The sequence below is a fragment of the Roseateles sp. GW821-FHT09G03 genome, from assembly GCF_059416045.1.
Map to the genome: position 1 here is coordinate 134,238 of NZ_JBWKOK010000004.1, position 16,780 is coordinate 151,017.

The 16,780-nt window shown below is 70.6% G+C and carries 15 protein-coding genes; 8 read left to right on the forward strand and 7 right to left on the reverse strand.

Translation table 11 applies throughout. From position 1 onward, the window contains the following. Window positions 1–4: 4 nt before the first annotated feature. Window positions 5–2,221, forward strand: a complete 2,217-nt coding sequence (locus AC07OZ_RS16040) for a type I secretion system permease/ATPase (protein ID WP_495468089.1) — start codon at window positions 5–7, stop codon at window positions 2,219–2,221. Continuing rightward, window positions 2,218–3,732, forward strand: a complete 1,515-nt coding sequence (locus AC07OZ_RS16045; protein ID WP_495468090.1) for an HlyD family type I secretion periplasmic adaptor subunit — start codon at window positions 2,218–2,220, stop codon at window positions 3,730–3,732. The genes AC07OZ_RS16040 and AC07OZ_RS16045 overlap by 4 nt, the downstream gene beginning before the upstream one ends. Window position 3,733: 1 nt before the next feature. Here the strand turns inward: AC07OZ_RS16045 and AC07OZ_RS16050 are convergent, their stop codons facing one another. Genes AC07OZ_RS16050 through AC07OZ_RS16065 form a run of 4 tightly spaced genes read right to left on the reverse strand, consistent with a single transcriptional unit; the run spans window position 3,734 to window position 8,794 of the window. Further along, window positions 3,734–4,864: a TIGR03364 family FAD-dependent oxidoreductase gene (locus AC07OZ_RS16050; protein WP_495468091.1), complete on the reverse strand. Its 1,131-nt coding sequence runs from the start codon at window positions 4,862–4,864 to the stop codon at window positions 3,734–3,736. Between the two features lie 23 nt (window positions 4,865–4,887). Continuing rightward, window positions 4,888–6,621: a putative 2-aminoethylphosphonate ABC transporter permease subunit gene (locus tag AC07OZ_RS16055; protein WP_495468092.1), complete on the reverse strand. Its 1,734-nt coding sequence runs from the start codon at window positions 6,619–6,621 to the stop codon at window positions 4,888–4,890. After that, window positions 6,618–7,700 (reverse strand): ABC transporter ATP-binding protein, encoded by a 1,083-nt coding sequence (locus tag AC07OZ_RS16060; RefSeq protein ID WP_495468093.1) that lies wholly within the window; start codon window positions 7,698–7,700, stop codon window positions 6,618–6,620. The genes AC07OZ_RS16055 and AC07OZ_RS16060 overlap by 4 nt, the downstream gene beginning before the upstream one ends. An 11-nt stretch (window positions 7,701–7,711) precedes the next feature. Next, a complete protein-coding gene (locus AC07OZ_RS16065; protein WP_495468094.1) occupies window positions 7,712–8,794 on the reverse strand; it encodes a putative 2-aminoethylphosphonate ABC transporter substrate-binding protein in 1,083 nt (360 codons plus the stop codon). A 123-nt stretch (window positions 8,795–8,917) separates the two neighbouring features. Here AC07OZ_RS16065 and AC07OZ_RS16070 point away from each other — a divergent pair, with 123 nt between their 5' ends. Continuing rightward, a complete protein-coding gene (locus AC07OZ_RS16070) occupies window positions 8,918–9,781 on the forward strand; it encodes a LysR substrate-binding domain-containing protein (protein ID WP_495468095.1) in 864 nt (287 codons plus the stop codon). Between the two features lie 56 nt (window positions 9,782–9,837). On the opposite strand, the gene AC07OZ_RS16075 is transcribed toward AC07OZ_RS16070, so the two are convergent. After that, window positions 9,838–11,904 carry an alpha/beta hydrolase family protein gene (locus AC07OZ_RS16075; RefSeq protein WP_495468096.1) on the reverse strand — a complete coding sequence of 689 codons (2,067 nt, stop codon included), beginning with the start codon at window positions 11,902–11,904 and terminating at the stop codon, window positions 9,838–9,840. 278 nt (window positions 11,905–12,182) lie between these two features. Between AC07OZ_RS16075 and AC07OZ_RS16080 the strand changes: the two genes are divergently transcribed. Genes AC07OZ_RS16080 through AC07OZ_RS16090 form a run of 3 tightly spaced genes read left to right on the forward strand, consistent with a single transcriptional unit; the run spans window position 12,183 to window position 13,659 of the window. Beyond that, window positions 12,183–12,488 carry a hypothetical protein gene (locus AC07OZ_RS16080; protein ID WP_495468097.1) on the forward strand — a complete coding sequence of 102 codons (306 nt, stop codon included), beginning with the start codon at window positions 12,183–12,185 and terminating at the stop codon, window positions 12,486–12,488. 43 nt (window positions 12,489–12,531) lie between these two features. Further along, window positions 12,532–13,128, forward strand: coding sequence for a hypothetical protein (locus tag AC07OZ_RS16085; protein ID WP_495468098.1), 597 nt, complete (start codon window positions 12,532–12,534; stop codon window positions 13,126–13,128). Window positions 13,129–13,185: 57 nt separating this feature from the next. Beyond that, on the forward strand, window positions 13,186–13,659 hold the full coding sequence (locus AC07OZ_RS16090) for a hypothetical protein (RefSeq protein WP_495468099.1): 474 nt from the start codon (window positions 13,186–13,188) through the stop codon (window positions 13,657–13,659). 37 nt (window positions 13,660–13,696) lie between these two features. On the opposite strand, the gene AC07OZ_RS16095 is transcribed toward AC07OZ_RS16090, so the two are convergent. Then, window positions 13,697–14,680 carry a tripartite tricarboxylate transporter substrate binding protein gene (locus AC07OZ_RS16095; protein WP_495468100.1) on the reverse strand — a complete coding sequence of 328 codons (984 nt, stop codon included), beginning with the start codon at window positions 14,678–14,680 and terminating at the stop codon, window positions 13,697–13,699. 155 nt (window positions 14,681–14,835) lie between these two features. Next, window positions 14,836–15,765: a GlxA family transcriptional regulator gene (locus AC07OZ_RS16100; protein ID WP_495468101.1), complete on the reverse strand. Its 930-nt coding sequence runs from the start codon at window positions 15,763–15,765 to the stop codon at window positions 14,836–14,838. 302 nt (window positions 15,766–16,067) lie between these two features. Here AC07OZ_RS16100 and AC07OZ_RS16105 point away from each other — a divergent pair, with 302 nt between their 5' ends. Both AC07OZ_RS16105 and AC07OZ_RS16110 read left to right on the forward strand, forming a co-directional pair. Further along, a complete protein-coding gene (locus tag AC07OZ_RS16105; protein WP_495468102.1) occupies window positions 16,068–16,343 on the forward strand; it encodes a DUF3817 domain-containing protein in 276 nt (91 codons plus the stop codon). Then, window positions 16,343–16,768 carry a CopD family protein gene (locus AC07OZ_RS16110; protein ID WP_495468103.1) on the forward strand — a complete coding sequence of 142 codons (426 nt, stop codon included), beginning with the start codon at window positions 16,343–16,345 and terminating at the stop codon, window positions 16,766–16,768. Before AC07OZ_RS16105 ends, AC07OZ_RS16110 begins: the two co-directional genes overlap by 1 nt. Window positions 16,769–16,780: the final 12 nt, after the last annotated feature.

Below are 16,780 nucleotides of genomic sequence, written 5' to 3' on the forward strand. Positions count from 1 at the left end.
CCCGATGGCCGATACGACTTTTCCTCCCCACCTGGCGCCGCCGCAACCGACGCCCGGGCACACGCCGCGACGGGTCTCCCCGCTCGCGGCGCTGTGCCTGGTGGCCGCCTTCCATGAGATCGCCGCAGAACCCGAAGCGCTGGCGCACCAGCTCGGCCTCGGGCCGAACGAACCCGTCGGGCCGGACGACCTGCTGCGCGCCGCGCGGCTGCTCGGCCTGAAGGCGCGCCGCCTGCGCGGCGACGCCGCCCGGCTCGCGCGCGTGCCCTTGCCGACAGTGATCTGGCTGCGCGACGACGGCGATCCGCCTGACGCCCCCGTGCACCCGGTCGTGCTGGGCCGCTTCGGCGCCAGCGAGGCCCTGATCGCCGATCCCGCCGTCGACGCCGGCCGCCCCGCCAAGCTCACCCGCGAGGCGCTGCTCGCGCGCTGGAACGGCGACATGATGCTGGTCGCCAGCCGCGCCAGCCTCGTCGGCGAGATGGCCCACTTCGACTTCTCGTGGTTCATCCCCGCGCTCGTCAAGCACCGGCGCCTGCTCGGCGAGGTGCTGCTGATCTCGTTCGTGCTGCAGGGCTTCGCGCTCGCGCACCCGCTGTTCTTCCAGGTCGTGATGGACAAGGTGCTGGTGCACCGCGGGCTGTCCACGCTGCACGTCATCGTCGTGGGCCTGGTCGTGGTGATGCTGTTCGAGAGCCTGCTCTCCGGCCTGCGCCACTACATCCTCAGCCACACGACCAGCCGCATCGACGTGGAGCTGGGCGCGCGGCTGTTCCGTCACCTGGCCGCGCTGCCGCTGGCCTACTTCCAGGCGCGGCGCGTGGGCGACTCGGTGGCCCGCGTGCGCGAGCTGGAACACATCCGCGCCTTCCTCACCGGCCAGGCGCTGACCGTGGTGCTGGACCTGTTCTTCTCCATCGTCTTCATCGCGGTGATGTTCCTCTACAGCGTGCCGCTGACGCTGATCGTGCTGGCGAGCCTGCCCGGCTACGTGCTGCTGAGCGTGCTGATCGTGCCGGTGCTGCGACGGCGGCTGGACGAGAAGTTCGCGCGCGGCGCCGAGAACCAGGCCATGCTGGTCGAGTCCGTGACCGCGATCCAGACGGTGAAGGCCGGCGCGCTCGAGCCCGCTTTCGCGCGGCGCTGGGACAAGCAGCTGGCGGCCTACGTCTCGGCCAGTTTCCGGACGCAGAACCTCGGGGCCTGGGGCCATGAGGGCGTCGGGCTGGTCGGCAAGCTGACGCAGGCCGCGACGCTCTGGTGGGGCGCGCAGGAGGTGATGGACGGCGCGCTGACGGTGGGCCAGTTCGTCGCCTTCAACATGTTCGCGCAGCACGTCGCGCAACCGGTGATGCGCATGGCCAACCTGTGGACGGACTTCCAGCAGACCGGCCTGTCGATGGCGCGGCTGGGCGACATCCTGAACACGCGCACCGAGGCGCCGCCGGCCAGCGCCGCGCAGCTGCCCGCGCTGCGCGGCGCGGTGGCGCTGCGCGACGTGACCTTCCGCTACCGGCCCGAGGCCGCGCCGGCGCTGCGCGGCGTCGACCTGGCGATCCGCGCCGGCGAGGTCGTGGGCATCGTCGGCCGCTCCGGCAGCGGCAAGAGCACGCTGACGACGCTGGTGCAACGGCTGCACCTGCCGCAGGAAGGCCGGGTGCTGATCGACGACGTCGACAGCGGCCTGATCGACGCGGCGCAACTGCGGCGCCAGATCGGCGTGGTGCTGCAGGACAACGTGCTCTTCAACCGCACGCTGCGCGAGAACATCGCCATCGCCGACCCGGCCGCGCCCATCGAGGCCGTGGTGCGCGCCGCGCGCCTGGCGGGCGCGCACGAGTTCATCAGCGAACTGCCCGAAGGCTACGACACGATCGTCGGGGAACAAGGCGGCTCGCTGTCCGGCGGCCAGCGGCAGCGTGTCGCGATCGCGCGGGCGCTGTTCACCGACCCGCGCATCCTGATCTTCGACGAGGCCACCAGCGCGCTCGACTACGAAAGCGAAGCCGTGCTGCACCGGAACATGGCGCAGATCTGCCGTGACCGCACGGTGCTGATCATTGCCCACCGATTGAGCGCCGTGCGCCACGCCGACCGCATCGTGGTGATGGAACGCGGCCGCGTCGTCGAGCAGGGTTCGCACGACGAGCTGCTGGAGGTGCCCGACGGCCTGTACCGGCGCCTGTGGTCCATGCAGGACGGACCGGGAGCACGCGCATGAGCCCGCGTTGGAATGCCCGATGGAACGCGGCGGCGGCCTCGCGGATGAAGCGCCTGAAGTACGTGCAGCGGCTGAAGGACCTGGGGGCCGCGCTGTCGCATCGAATCGCGGCGCCGGTGGAAATGCTGCGCCGCCACCGCGAGGTGCTCGCCGCCGCGTGGGCCGCGCGCCGCGAACTCGTCGGACCGGCGCGCCACGCCGAGGAGGCCGCCTTCCTGCCCGCGGCGCTGGCGGTGCGCGACACGCCGCTGCATCCGGCGCCGCGGCGCACGGCCTTCGCGCTGATCGCGCTGGCGGCGATCGCGCTGGTCTGGTCCCTCGTGGGCCGCGTGGACATCGTCGCCGTGGCCGAGGGCAAGCTCGTCGTCAGCGAGCGCAGCAAGGTGATCCAGCCGCTGGAGCGCTCCGTGGTCCACCGCGTGCGGGTGCGCGACGGCGAGCAGGTGATGACGGGGGAGACCCTGGTCGAGCTCGATCCGACCTCGCCCGCCGCGGACCGCGAAAGCCTGGACGAGCAGCGCCTGGCCGCCCTGGCCGAGGCCTGGCGCGCGGAGCGGCTGCTGGCCTCGCTGACGACCGCGCAGGATCAGGCATCGCCGCCGGACGACTGGCCCGCCGCGCGGCGGCGTGAGGCGCTGGCGATGCTGCGCGCCGAATGGTCCGACCTGCAGGCCCGTCTGGACCGGCTGGACGCCGAGGCCGAGCGGCGCCGTGCGGAACGCGATACCGCCCTCGCCGCGGCGACGCGGCTGGCGGCGGCGCTGCCGCAGGCCGCGCGGCGCGAAGAGGACCTGCGCGCGCTCGCGGGCGAAGGCTTCGCCTCCACGCATGCGTGGGAGGACCGGCGGCGCGAGCGGCTGGACCTGAGCGGTGAACTCGACACCCAGCGCGCGCGATCCCGCGAGACCGACGCCGCGCTGACCGAGACCCGGGCGACCCGGGCGGCGCTGATCGCCGAGGTCCGCCAGCGCTGGCACACGATGCGCGAGCAGGCCGCCACGCGGCTGGCGCAGATCGAGGCGGAGCGTCGCAAGGCGGGTCGGCGCGAGGAACTGACGCGGCTGGTCGCGCCGGTGGCCGGCACGGTGCAGCAGTTGGCGATCCACACGCCCGGCGGCATCGTGACCGAGGCGCAGGCGCTGATGGTCATCGTGCCCGACGACGCGCCGGTGACGGCGGAGGTCATGCTCGAGAACAAGGACATCGGCTTCGTCCGCGTCGGCGACGCGGCGGCGATCAAGCTGGAGGCCTTCCCGTTCACGCGGCACGGCACGCTGCAGGCGACGGTCACGCGGGTCAGCGCCGACGCCATCGACCATGAGCAGTTGGGGCCGCGCTTCGCCGTGACGCTGACGCTGGACGCGCGCGACATCGAGATCGACGGCACGCGCGTGCCGCTGCGTCCCGGCATGGCGCTCAGCGCCGAAGTGCGCACCGGGAGCCGGCGCGTCATCGGCTTCCTGCTGAGTCCGCTGGAGCGGGTCCGGAGCGAGAGCTTGAAGGAGCGATGAGCTACCAGCCGGCCAGCACCTCTTCCGCCAATCCGAACGCGGTGCTGGCGCCGGTGCCGCTGGTGACCATCACGAGCCGGGTGCGCTCGTCCGGTGCCTCGACGAGGCACGGCGCGGTCGCGCTGACCGGATAGACACCGGTCCAGCGCTCAACGACTTCCAGCGACGGCAGCGCCAGCTGGCGCTGCAGTTCGTCGAGGACCAGCCGGTCCACCGCCTCGCTCGCGAACGGCGGCAGCACCGGGCCGTAGTGGTGCGAGTCGCCGACGACCAGCGTGCCGTCGGCGCTCTGCACCGCGATCAGGTGGATGCCGTGGGCCAGCGCGTCGTGGCGCTCCGCGGACAGCCGCCGCAGCAGCGGCTGCGCCTCGGGCAGCGCCGAGTAGCCCTCGTAGCGCACGAGACTCAGGTCGGCCATCAACGCGGCGTTCAGCCGGAAGCCCGACGGCGGTCTCACGCGCAGCATCTGCAGCTGGCACAGCGACAAGGCGTGCGGCGTCCATCGATCGGCGAAGAGCCCGTGCAGCTCCGCACCCGAGCACACTGCAACGCGCTCGGCGCGATAGCTCGCGCGGGAGGTGCGCACGTGCGGGGCTTCGACCTCGAGCACCGATTCGCCGAAGCGGAACTCGACGCCGTGCTGCTCCGCCAGCCAGGCGGCGATGCGCGGGATCGCGTCGCGCGATTCGACGCGGAGTTCATGCGGACTGACCAGGGCACCGAGCAGGCGGCCATCGCCGGACGCCCCCTCAGCGCGCAAGCCGGGCTGGCGCGCCATCGCGCCGGCAGCATTGATCCGCTCGCAGCCCTCGCCCATCTCGGTGGCGAGGAAGGCATCGAGCAGCGCTTCCGATTCCTCGCAGCGCGCGGCCAGCAGCAGGCCGGCGTGCTCGATGCGCAGGCCGGCCTGGGGCGCGAGCTCGGCCCACAGATCGCGCGAGCGCCGCGCCCGCGCCCAGTGCGCGCCGCGCTGCTGGCCGGTCACGGTGACGAAGCCGAAGTTGCGGATCGATGCGCCGATGCAGGCCGCGTCGCGCTCGACGACGACGACGCGCCAGCCGCGCTTCGCGCCGGCCCAGGCATGGGCCAGGCCGACGATGCCGGCGCCGACCACGAGGAGGTCATGAGTCATGAGGATGGATGGATTGGAGAGGGCTATCGCGCGCGCCAGCGTTGGGTCCGCTGAACGAGCACGTGGCCGATGAGCCCGATGACGCCGCGTCCGACCGCCGCCGTCACGAACAGCAGCGTCGCCATCGCGGCCGCCGGCGCGGTGTCGCCGGCGTCGTCCATCGCCAGCACGGCGATCGCGGCCAGCGTCGTGTCGGGCGAGTACAGGAACACCACCGCCGACACCGTCGTCAGCGCGCTGACGAAGAAGTAGCCCGCCACCTGGATCAAGGTCGGAATCGCGATGGGCAGGTGCACGCGGCGCAGGTGCGTCCAGAACGGCAGGCCGAGCGACTCGGCGACACGCTCGTATTCAGGGTCGAGCTGGCGCAGCGCGCCCAGTTGCGTCAGGTGCGCGACCGAGTAGTAGTGCGCCACCGTGCACAGCACCAGCAGGCCGAGTCCGCCGTACCAGCCGCGCAGCGGATTCCACGGCGCGTTGAAGAACAGGATGTAGCCCAGACCCAGGGCAAGACCCGGCACCGCCATCGGCAGTGTCGCCAGCGCGTTGAGCACGCCGCGCGCGGCGGCGAAGCCGCGCGGCTTGTCCACCAGCCAGGCCAGCACGAAGCTCAGGCCCGTGCCGGCGAGCGCGGTCCACACCGCCAGCCGCAGCGAATTCCCGTAGCTGGCCCAGCCGCCGCCATCGCTCATGTCGAACTGGTAGTGGGACAGCGTCGGCGCGAGCTGATACGGCCAGTACTGCGCGAACGACGCGTAGACCGCGATGCCGAAGACGCCGACCAGCGCGGTCGCGATCAGCGCGCAGTACAGCAGCGCGGCGAGGTCCCGCCCGGCGCTCGGCGACGGCACATGCGGGACGGCGCGCAGGCTCAGCACGGCGCGTTGACGCGCGCGCAGGCGCTGCTCCAACACGAAGGCGCCCAGCGCCGGCAACAGCAGCAGGAGCGCGACGACCGCGCCGCGGTCCAGACGCTGCTGGCCGACGACTTCCTTGTAGATGTCGGTCGCCAGCATCGCCGTCTGTCCGCCGACGACCTTGGGCACGCCGAAATCGGTCAGCACCAGCACGAACACGACCACCAGCGAGATGAGCAGGCCGTAGCGGCTGGCCGGCAGCGTCACCGTCCTGAACACCCGCCAGCCGTCAGCGCCCAGGCAACGCGCGGCCTCGATCGTCCGCGCATCGCTGCTGGACAGCGTGGTGACGAGGATCAGCATCGCGTGCGGGAAGGTCCACAACACGGAGCCCAGCACGATGCCGGCCGGGCCGTAGATGCTGGCGATGCCCAGCGCCTGCATCGGGCCTTTCAGCAGCCCCTGGTTGCCGAAGGCGTACACCAGGCCGATGGCCGCCAGCAACGACGGCGCGAGCAGCGGCAGCAGCGCGAGCGCGCGCCACAGGCCCTTGGCGGGCAGCGCACTGTGCGTCAGCGCCCAGGCGTAGCCGTAGGCCAGCGCGACACAGACGACGGCCGAGACCGCCGACAGCGCGACGCTGTTCCACAGCGCGCTCCATCGGCCGGTCGAGAAGTACGCGATGAAATGCGACGCGCCGACGAAACGCCCCTGCCCATCGAGCACGCTCTGCGCCAGCAGCGACACCAGCGGCAGCAGGATGATCAGCGTCAGCACGACAAGCCCACTGACCAGCAGCCCGCGCAGCACCCACGCTTCGACATGCCGGCGACGCGCGCGCGGCAGCGGCACCTGAGGGACCTCGGGCACCCGCGCCGTCGGGTCGAAGACCAGGCTCACGCGGCTCTCCGCATCGACAGCGGCGCGTCGAAGAGCTGCAGCGCCGCGGCGGGCAAGCGCAGGCCGCGGACCTCGCCTTCAGAGAGCCCGGCGGCTTCGCCGCTGGGAACTTCGAGCATCAGCGCACCGTCGACGCCCGCGCTGGATCCCGCGCCCAGGGCCTCGCAGCGCAGCAGCACCTGCGTCACCGCGCCATGGAATTGCAGCGCGTCGATGCGGGCGCGGATCATCGCGCCCTCCCCGTCGACCAGCCGCAGGGCTTCCGGCCGGATGCCCACGCGCACGACGCTGCCGGTCTTGTAGAGGCGGCTGTCGCAGTCGAGCAGCGTGGTGCCGACGCGCACGCGTCCCTCGGCGACCACCTGCCCGTCCATCCAGTTCATCCGGCCGACGAAGCCCGCCACCAGCGCGCTCGCCGGCTGGTCGTAGAGCTGCCGCGGCGCGCCCTGCTGCGCGATCTGGCCCTTGGCGAGCAGGACCACGCGGTCCGACATCGCCAGCGCCTCGTCCTGGTCGTGCGTGACCATCAGCGTCGTGATGCCCAGGCGCTGCTGCAGCGCGCGGATCTCGGTGCGCAGTTCCTGCCGGACCTGCGCATCGAGCGCCGACAGCGGCTCGTCGAGCAGCAGCAGCTTCGGTCCCGGCGCCAGCGCGCGGGCCAGCGCCACGCGCTGCTGCTGGCCGCCCGACAGCTGCGCGGGGAACTTGCCGGCCTGCTCCAGCAGGCCCACCAGCGCGAGCATCTCGTCGGCGCGGTCGGCGGCCTCGCGCCGGGGCAGCTCGCTCAGGCCGTAGCGGACGTTCTCGCGCGCCGTCATGTTGGGGAACAGCGCATAGGACTGGAACACCACGCCGAAGCGCCGCTGCGACGCGGGCCAGGCGGTGATGTCCACGCCGTGCATCAGCACCTGGCCGGCCTCCGGCGTCTCGATGCCGCAGACGATGCGCAGCAGCGTCGTCTTGCCGCAGCCCGACGGGCCCAGCAGCGACACGAACTCCCCCGGCACGAGGTCGAGGTCGATGCCTTGCAGCACCGTCTGCAGGCCGAAGCGCTTGGTGATCTGGCGCAGATGCAGCATGGAAGATCCGCTTACTTCTTTTCGGCCTTGGCCTCGTAGCGGCGCGACCACTCGGCCAGGATGCGATCGCGGTTCGCGGCGGCCCAGTTGAAGTCGTTCTTCGCCAGCAGCTTGTCGAGGTCGGAGGGCACGAACTCCAGCTGCTCCTGCACCGTGGGCAGCGCCAGCACGGCGAAGTTCTTCGCATAGAGCTCGTTGGCCTTGCGCGTCACGGACCAGTCGGCCAGCGCCTTGGCGGCGTCCAGCTTCTTCGTCGTCTTCATGACGGCGGTGGCCTCGACGTCCCAGCCCAGGCCTTCCTTCGGGAAGACGATGTCGATCGGCGCGCCTTCCTTCTTGGTCTTGTTGGCGCGGTACTCGAAGGACAGGCCGACCGGGAACTCGCCGGCGCCGGCCTGGCGGCAGGGCTTGGAGCCGCTGTGCGTGTACACGCCCATGTTCTGGTGCAGCGCGTCCATGAAGGCCCAGCCCTTGGTCTCGCCCATCATCTGCAGCCAGGCGGAGACCATCAGGTAGCCGGTGCCGCTGGAGGCCGGGTGCGGCATCGTCAGCAGGCCCTTGTAGACGGGCTGGGTCAGGTCGGCCCAGGAGGTGGGCTTGGGCAGGTTGTGCTTGGCGGCCTCGGCGGTGTTGAAGCAGACGGCCGAGGACCACAGGTCCATGCCGACCCAGGTCGGCTGCGGGCGCGGATCGCGCATCGTGGCGCGGACCTGCTCCAGGCCCTTGGGCGCGTAGGCGGCGAGCATGCCTTCCTTGTCCAGCAGCATCAGCGAGGTCGCGGCCAGGCCCCAGACGACGTCGGCCTGCGGGTTGGCCTTTTCGGCCAGCAGGCGGGCGGTGACGATGCCGGTGGACTCGCGGACGAACTTCAGCTCGATGGCGGGGTTGTCCTGCTCGAAGGCGGTCTTGTAGGCCTTGATCTGGTCGGCCTCGAGCGCGCTGTAGACCAGCAGCTCGGTCTTGCCCGGGGTGCCCTGGGCGTGGACTTCGGGGCTGGTGAACGCGGCGATCGCCGCCAGGGCCAGCGCCGCGGCGGCGTGGAGGACGGTCGAGAGGGACGTCGACCGGGAGGTCGGCAGGGAAGAGATCGGCATGGGCGCTCCAACGGGGGGATCGATGGGGGACACTGTAGGAATGGCATATGTCATTGACGCGTCAAACGCCCCAAGTTCGCGGAAACCGGTATTGGCCGTTTTGGGGGATCCGGGAGGCCTGCCGTGCTCGTGAACCAGTTGAAAGCCTTCTTCGCCGTGGCGAGGCTGGGCTCGATCACCGGCGCGGCCAAGCAGTTGGGCCTGTCCCAGCCGACGGTGACGACGCAGATCCGGGCGTTGGAAGAGCAGTACGGGGTGGAGCTGTTCCACCGCGGCAGCGGGCGCCTGAGCCTGAGCGACGCGGGCAGGCGGCTGATGCCGCAGGTGGACGCGCTGCTGCAGCAGGAGCTGGACATCGAATTCGCGCTGCGCGACTCGGCCGAGCTGCGCGGCGGCACGCTGCGGCTGGGCGCGACGGCGCCGTACTACACGCTGACGCTGGCGCAGCGGTTCCGGACGCGGCATCCGCGGGTGGAGCTGAGCATCGCGGCCGGCAATTCACGGCAGATGGTGGACGCGCTGCTGGCCTACGAAGTGGACCTGGCGACCTCCAGCCACCTGGTCGACGACGCGCGCCTGCACCGCGTCGATCTGGGCGCCGATCCGCTGGTGCTGCTGCTGCCGCGCGGGCACGCGCTGGCGCGCCGCGCGGCGGTGCCGCTGACGGCGCTGGCGGAGGAAACGCTGCTGGTGCGGGAGCGCGGCTCGATGACGCGCGCGCTGGCCGAGCAGGCGCTGGACGCGGCGGGCGTGCGCCCGAAGGCGCAGATGGAGATCGCCAGCCGGGAGGCGCTGCGCGAGGCGGTGGTGCGCGGGCTGGGGCTGAGCATCTTCGCGGCGCACGAGACCGGGCAGCACCCGGCGCTGATCGCCCTGCCCTTCGAGCAGGACATGCCGCTGGTGCGGGAGTACCTCTACTGCCTGCGGGAGCGGCAGGGGGCGACGCTGGTGGCGGCGATGCTGGCGTGCGCGCTGGCGGAAGACTGAGGGAAGGCGGGGTCTTCCGCTGCTCGCGGTGACGGGGGCAAGGCGAGCGAGTTGGCTTACTGCCCGCCTTGTTGCGTCCCCTGCCCGTCCTTCAGGTGCTTCGCGAGGAAGACCTCGACACGCTTGGCGAAGTCGACACTGTTGTCCAGATTCCCGAAGCCATGCGCTTCGCCGCGGTACGTGACCCATTCGGGCGGGCGGCCCGCCTTCACGAGCGCCTCGCGCATGCGCTCGCCGTGCTCGATGGGGACGCGGACGTCGCGTTCGCCGTAGGCCAGCAGCAGCGGCGCACGGATGCGGTCGGCCAGCAGCACCGGCGAATTGGCCTTGAGCATGTCGGCGTCCTTGACCGCATCGCCGATCATGGCCGGCGCCATGTAGCTGCGGTAGGAGCTGCCGAGGTCGTCGTCGACCCAGGTGTCGCCCTTGACCAGCAGCATCAGGTCGGTCACGCCGAGCCAGGCGACGCCGCAGCGATACAGCGCGCCGTCCTTGGCCAGGCCCATCAGCGTGGCATAGCCGCCGTAGCTGGCGCCCGCGATGCAGGCGCGGTCCGAGGCGAGCTTCTGCTGGCGCGCCCAGACCAGCGAGTCGGCGATGTCGTCCTGCATGGCCTGGCCCCATTGGCGGAAGCCGTCGCGATAGTGCTTGTCGCCGTAGCCCTCGCTGCCGCGGAATTCGGGCTCGATGACGAGATAACCGCGCGAAGCGAGGAACTGCGCCCAGCCGTCCCATTCCCAGACGCGGCCGCGCACGAACGGACCGCCGTGGACCAGCACCACGGCCGGCGCGGGCTTGCCCGGGGCGACGCCGCGCGGCAGCGTGAGCCACACCGGCAGGTCGGCGCCGTCACGGGCCTTGATGCGGTGCAGTTCCTGGCCGGCCATCGCGCGCGGGTCGACGTCGGGGCGCTGGCGGCCGACCGGCTGCCAGCGGTCCGCCTCGGCGGCGACGGCCCGGTAGATCCAGTACTCGCCGGGCTCTCGGTCCGAGAAGTTGCGCACCACGGCAACCATGTCCGCCTTGCCGCACCGCGCGCACTGGACGACGTTGACGCCTTCGGTGAAGCGCGCGTCGACCAGTTTCTGGAAGTCACGCATCGCGGGGTCGAACCACGCCGTCGCCTGCGCGTCGGTCTGGTAGCGCAGGCCGACCGTGCGCCCCGCGTCCCGGATCACCGCGCTCTGCGCGTCGAATCCCGGGGCACTGAGCAGGGCGCGAGGTTCCGGTTTGCCGGTCTGGAAGTCGAAGCGGGTGAGCACCTCGTAGCGTTGCGCGCCTTCGAGTCGCTTCACGAACAGACGGCCGGTGTCGTCCACCGCGACGGGAACGAAGGGCAGACCCAGCAGATCGCCGCGCGTGAGTTCGGACCAGGTCTTCTCGCCCGGTCCGCGCCAATGGACGACCTGCACGTTCTCCTGTTCGGTGATCACGAGGCGGGCCTCGCCATGACTGTCGAAGAGGAAGCGCACGGCGCCGCGAGGTTCGTCGAAGGTCGCCGGCAGCGCGCGGCCGGTGTCGACGTTCAGCCAGAACGGGGTGTAGGCGCTGCGGTTGTTGGAGCGGTTGAGGCCGAACTTGCCGACGAGCACCCGATTGCCCGGTTCGCCCTCATGGGGGAAGGGCACGGTGAGGAGCCGATGATTCCAGGTCAGCGCGCCGCCGAAGGCTTTGCGCTCGCCTTCGGTCTCGTGCTCGCGCTGGACCAGTTGCCGGATGCCGGAGCCATCCGCCGCGACCGAGAACAGCCCGCTGGCCTGGTAGTGCGTCCCGGAGGCGATGCGCCGATCGGTGGCGGAGAAGACGATCTTGTCGTCATTGACCCAGTAGAAGTCGCCGACGTCGTCATTGGCGAACTGCACCACGCGGCGGGCCTCGATCTTGGCGCCGAGCTCGAACACGTAGAGCCCGACTCGCAGCCCGGGGCCGCCCGGCGCCGCGACGGCCAGGCGCTTGCCGTTCGGCGAGAGCTTGGCCTCGTTGAGTTCAGCGTTCTTGAAGAACACCTCGGGCGGCACGGAGGCCGGCGCGGGCGCCGGTTGCGCCTGGGCGATGCCGTGCAGTCCGGCCAGCGCAAGGGCGAGCGACAGCGCGCAGCGGCGCGCAAGGGAAATCGGTGTCATCGGTGGCTCCCTGTTCCGCCAAGCCGCGCAGGCGACCGGGGATGGTCTTTTCTTGGCGGAGGATGCTAGCCGCGCCGCGAGGGGCGATGTCTGGGGGATGTCCCGGAGCGGGTGGGCCCTCTTTGGTGGGAAACCAACCTCTTCATCGATGCCCATCCCCCCGTTTTCAGTTGCGTCCACCTCTGAAGTTGGACACGTTTCGGCATTGATTTTTCGCAGAGACCGGCGACTCACGTGCGGCAACGATGCAGGCCTCCAAACTCAGTTCAGCGCACACCATGAACCCAACTGAATCCACGCCAGCACTGGACGAGGATGCCGACTACGAGAGGCTCTTCGATGGAATCTACCGTGAGGTCAATCGCCGGGTCGACATGAACAACAATGACATGGTCGACCTTGTCCACTCGGTCGCCACCCATGGGTCAATCTCGGAAGGTCGGCGCCGTCGATTGATTGAAAAGGGGCATCCCCAATCTCTTGTCGATGCCGCTGCGCGCGTTGCCGGAGAGGCGTATGCAGCGTGGACGCTTGCCCATATCGGGCCTCCGGTCCGCCTGACGGCGTCAGCGAACACGGACTGACCGGACGACGTACCCCTGCGTTGGCATCGCAGAGAATCCTACGATGCGCATCGCCTCCCGTCATATGCCGAAAGCCCGTCACGAGCCGCCCACCGGCTGGCGGAGGGTCGCCGGTTCCCTGGTGTGCTGGGGTTTCCCCCTAGCCCTTGCCGGGTGGTATCTGTGGATGCTGATTCGCGATCCCATCGCCGTGCTCACGGGCACCGCCGTGATCGCCGGCGTGTCGGCCGCCTGGTACTTCGGGCGTGGCCTCCCGCAGCTCAGGCGGACGAAGGCCAGTCTGCGCGCAGTGGCGGCCACCCGCGCGGGCCAGTCGATCTGCGAGTTCTCACGCGACTTCGATCTCCGCGCGGTCGATCCGTGGATCGTGCGAGCGGTCTACGACGAACTCCAGAGCGAGATCGAAGTGGCCTACGGTCTGACCGGGTTCCCCATCCGGGCCGACGACCGCATGGTCGCTGATCTCCACATCGATCCCGAGGAACTCGACTTGGGTGTCGTGGAGACCGTCGCGGACCGCGCGTGCCGGTCGCTGGACAACTGGGCCGCCAACCCGTTCCACAAGGACACCGCCACCGTGCGCGGGCTGGTGCTGTTCCTCAACGCCCAGCCGCTGGTCCGGCCGAAGGTGGCCGCGTAGATACTCGGCGTCCGCGGCGAAAAGCGCCGCGTGCCAGCCTCACGGAGCAAGTCCCCGATGTCGATCCAACTGCGCCACCCGATGAGCTCGCTCGTGATCGGCACGATCAGCGCGGCGTTCTTCTTCTGGCTCGCGGCGGTGTCCTTCACCACCGGCAAACACCCGGTGGCCACGGTCGGGACCGCGCTCTGCTTCGTCGTGCTCGGGCTGATGGCGCTGCCCATGGTCGCCGACTACTTCTTCGCCCGCCATCAGCTGTCGGACGAGGCCATCGCCTTCGGCCGCCGCTTCGGGGGCCACGGCACGATGCGATGGGCCGAGGTGCGACTCGTGCGTTTCTCGCCGACGATGAAGTGGTTCGTGCTCGAAGACCAGACGCGAATCAAGGCACGCGTGTCGGCGAGCCTCGCCGGCCTGCCGGAGTTCGCGAGACTCGTGCTCGCCCACGTGCCGCCGGAGGCGATCGACAAGAAGACGCACAAGCTGCTCGTCGATGCGAGCCTCGGCCGGCGACCGCGCGTGTGGCTCTGAACGGGGCAAGACCTGGCGCTCGGAGGAGCGCTCGGCATCAGTCCGCCGTGATTCCCCGCTCCTTCACCAGCTTCGCCCACTGCGGCAGTTCCTTCTCCAGCCGCGCCCGCGCCTGTGCCGCCGTCGACGGCGTGGCCTCGAAGCCTTCCTTCGCCATCCGGTCCTTGAGGGCTTGCGCGGTGAGCACCGCATTCAGGGTCGCGTTCAGCTTGTCGATCACGGGCCGGGGCGTGCCGGCCGGCGCGAAGACCATGAACCAGGTCTCGAAGGAATAGCCAGGAACGCCGGCTTCGGCGATCGTCGGCACGTCCGGCATCAGCGGCGAGCGCTTCGGACCGGTCACGCCCAGCGCGCGCAGCTTGCCCGACTGCACGTGCCCTTGCGCCGCCGACAGCACCGGGAAGGACATCTCGACCTGTCCGCCGATCGTGTCGCTCAGCGCGGGGCCGCCGCCGCGATACGGGATGTGGACGATGCTCACGCCAGCCACCGCCTTGAACAGCTCCGCCGACATGTGGAAGGTGCTGCCCGTGCCGGCCGACGCGTAGGAGAGCTTGCCGGGCCTGCTCTTCGCCAGCGCGATCAGTTCCTTGACGTTCCTCGCCGGCACCTGCTCGTTGACGACGAGCACGTGCTGCGAGCTCGCGACCATGCCGATGGGCGCGAGGTCCTTGAGCGTGTCGTAGGGCATCTTCGGCGTCAGCGCCGGATTGATGGCGAGCGAGACCGTCTGCAGCCCGATGGTGTAGCCGTCGCCGGCGGACTTCGCGACCTCGGCCACGCCGACGTTGCCGCCCGCGCCCGCCTTGTTCTCGACCACCAGCGGCTTGCCGAGCGCCTTGCCCCATTCGTCCGAGATCAGGCGCGCGACGATGTCGGCGCTGCCGCCGGGCGCATACGGCACGATCAGCCGCACGGGGCGGTCCGGGTAGGTCTGCGCGAGGGCGGTCGCCGGCAGCAGTGCCGCGGCCAGCGCCGCCGCGCCGGCCACGCCCGAGGCGATCAGGGATCTGCGAATCATCTTGTCTCCTGTGAAGCCCCGGTCGTGCGCCGGGGTCGGCCCATGCTAGGCCGAGGACGGCCGTCCGGAATGTCGACCCGGATCATTCTTTCGTTCCTGGAGGTTATGAAAGCACCGCCCGCTCTGACGTCCGGGCATCGCCGGCGGCAGCCGCATCACCGCGTGCCAAAGCTCTTGCGGTAAGCGCTCGGGCTGACGCCGGCGAGGCGCTGGAACTGGTTCCGGAAGTTCGCGGCCGATCCGAGGCCGACGGCCTCGACGATCTGCTCGATGCTCGAGGAGCCGGTCTCCAGCAGCTCCTGCGCGCGGCGCACGCGCGCCTGGATCAGCCACTGCACCGGCGCGACGCCGAACTGCTCCTGGAATCGTCGGTGCAAGGTGCGCGGACTGACGCAGCCCTGGCTCGCGAGCTCGGTCGTCGAGATCGGACGGTGCAGTTGCTTCAATGCCCACGCGATCACCGGCTGCAGGTCGCGATCCGGCGGCAGGTCGGCGGGCTGGATGAACTGTGCCTGGCCGCCCTCGCGCTGCAAGGGGACGACGGACAGGCGCGCCATGCGGGCCGCGACGGCCGTGCCGTAGTCGCCGCGCACCATGTGCAGGCAGAGGTCGATCCCGGCGGCCGCGCCGGCCGAGGTGAGGATCTGCCCGTTGTCGACGAAGAGCACCGAGGGATCGAGGTCGACCTCAGGATGCAGCTGCTTCATCCATGACGCTGCGGCCCAGTGCGTCGTCGCGCGCAGGCCGTCCAGCAGTCCCGTCTGCGCGAGCACGAACGCGCCCGTGCAGATCGACGCGATCCGCGCGCCGCGCGCATGCGCGGCCACGAGCGCGCGCTTCACGGCCGGACTGACCGGCGTCGTCGGCGACTCGATGCCCGGCACGACGATGGTGTGCGCGTGCCTGAGCGTCGCGAGGCGGCGCTTCACGCCGATCGTGAAGCCGCCGGTGTCGATCTCGTCCTGCTCGCCGCAGACGGTGACCGTGTAGCCCTTGCGCCCGTCGTCGAGCATCGTGCGGCCGAAGACCTCGCCGGCAATCGTCAGGTCGAAAGGCACCACGCCAGGAAGCGCGAGCACGGCCACCAGGGGTTGGCCCTCACCCCCCGCCCTCTCCCGCGTTGCGGGAGAGGGAGTTCGGAGCGACGAGCGAGGAGATCGCGAGACGGGCATGGGGAAGAACTCCGGGCGTGAGGCGTGGGGCGGCGACGATTCGTCATTCTCCATGTGTCTGGCTGAAAACAGTCGAAGGCAGTCGATTCAGCCACTTTCAGTGAAGTCGTCCGATGGGAAGAATCCATCTGTTGTTCACGGACCTCATGGAGTGCCAGTTGCCTCATTCGTCCCGCTCCCATCCGCCTCGCCCCGGTGCCCTCCTTCGTCTCTCCATGCTCCGACGCCTGTGCCTGCTGGAGGCCTTCACGCTGCTGGCGCTGTTGCTGGTGGCGGTGCCCCTGAAGCACCTGGCGGGTCTGCCGATCGCGGTGTCCGTCATGGGACCGGTGCATGGGATGGCCTTCCTCGTCTTCTGCTGGCAGCTCGCGCAGGCCGCGACGGAGCGGGCCATCGATGGCGCCGCCACGTGGCGGCTGCTGCTCGCCGCCTTCATTCCACTGGGCGGCCTCTACAGCTGGTTCATGCTAGGTCGCGAGGCGGCGCGGTGATGTACCTCTGGCTCAAGGGGTTGCACCTCGCCGCGGTGCTCACCTGGGTGGGCGGACTGGTGCTGCTGGGCGTGACGACCGCTGCACTGCGCCCCGTCGGGGAGACGGTCCTGCTCCCTCACGAGAAGCGTCTGGCGACGGCCATCCTGAAGTGGGACCGGCGCGTGACCACGCCGGCGATGCTGGCGGTCTGGGCCCTGGGCATCGGCCTTGCGAGCTGGGGCGGCTGGTTCGGCGCGCTCTGGCTGAACGCCAAGCTGCCGATCGTCGTGGGGTTGTCAGCGCTGCACGGCATCCTGTCGGCGACGCTGCGCCGGCACGTCGGGCAGGACGAGCGCCCCGCTCCGGCCTGGATCCGTCACGCGCCGGTGATCGCGATCGCCGGCGTTGTCATGATCGCGCTGCTCGCAACGATCAAGCCCTGATCGGTTTCGTCA

What these genes read in the sequence shown, in the direction of transcription:
- AC07OZ_RS16040 (WP_495468089.1), top strand. Translation starts at nt 5, where the DNA reads ATGGCCGATACGACTTTTCCTCCCCACCTGGCGCCGCCGCAACCGACG.
- AC07OZ_RS16075 (WP_495468096.1), bottom strand. Translation starts at nt 11,904, where the DNA reads ATGACACCGATTTCCCTTGCGCGCCGCTGCGCGCTGTCGCTCGCCCTT.
- AC07OZ_RS16080 (WP_495468097.1), top strand. Translation starts at nt 12,183, where the DNA reads ATGAACCCAACTGAATCCACGCCAGCACTGGACGAGGATGCCGACTAC.
- AC07OZ_RS16110 (WP_495468103.1), top strand. Translation starts at nt 16,343, where the DNA reads ATGTACCTCTGGCTCAAGGGGTTGCACCTCGCCGCGGTGCTCACCTGG.
- AC07OZ_RS16065 (WP_495468094.1), bottom strand. Translation starts at nt 8,794, where the DNA reads ATGCCGATCTCTTCCCTGCCGACCTCCCGGTCGACGTCCCTCTCGACC.
- AC07OZ_RS16060 (WP_495468093.1), bottom strand. Translation starts at nt 7,700, where the DNA reads ATGCTGCATCTGCGCCAGATCACCAAGCGCTTCGGCCTGCAGACGGTG.
- AC07OZ_RS16085 (WP_495468098.1), top strand. Translation starts at nt 12,532, where the DNA reads ATGCGCATCGCCTCCCGTCATATGCCGAAAGCCCGTCACGAGCCGCCC.
- AC07OZ_RS16090 (WP_495468099.1), top strand. Translation starts at nt 13,186, where the DNA reads ATGTCGATCCAACTGCGCCACCCGATGAGCTCGCTCGTGATCGGCACG.
- AC07OZ_RS16050 (WP_495468091.1), bottom strand. Translation starts at nt 4,864, where the DNA reads ATGACTCATGACCTCCTCGTGGTCGGCGCCGGCATCGTCGGCCTGGCC.
- AC07OZ_RS16095 (WP_495468100.1), bottom strand. Translation starts at nt 14,680, where the DNA reads ATGATTCGCAGATCCCTGATCGCCTCGGGCGTGGCCGGCGCGGCGGCG.
- AC07OZ_RS16105 (WP_495468102.1), top strand. Translation starts at nt 16,068, where the DNA reads ATGCTCCGACGCCTGTGCCTGCTGGAGGCCTTCACGCTGCTGGCGCTG.
- AC07OZ_RS16045 (WP_495468090.1), top strand. Translation starts at nt 2,218, where the DNA reads ATGAGCCCGCGTTGGAATGCCCGATGGAACGCGGCGGCGGCCTCGCGG.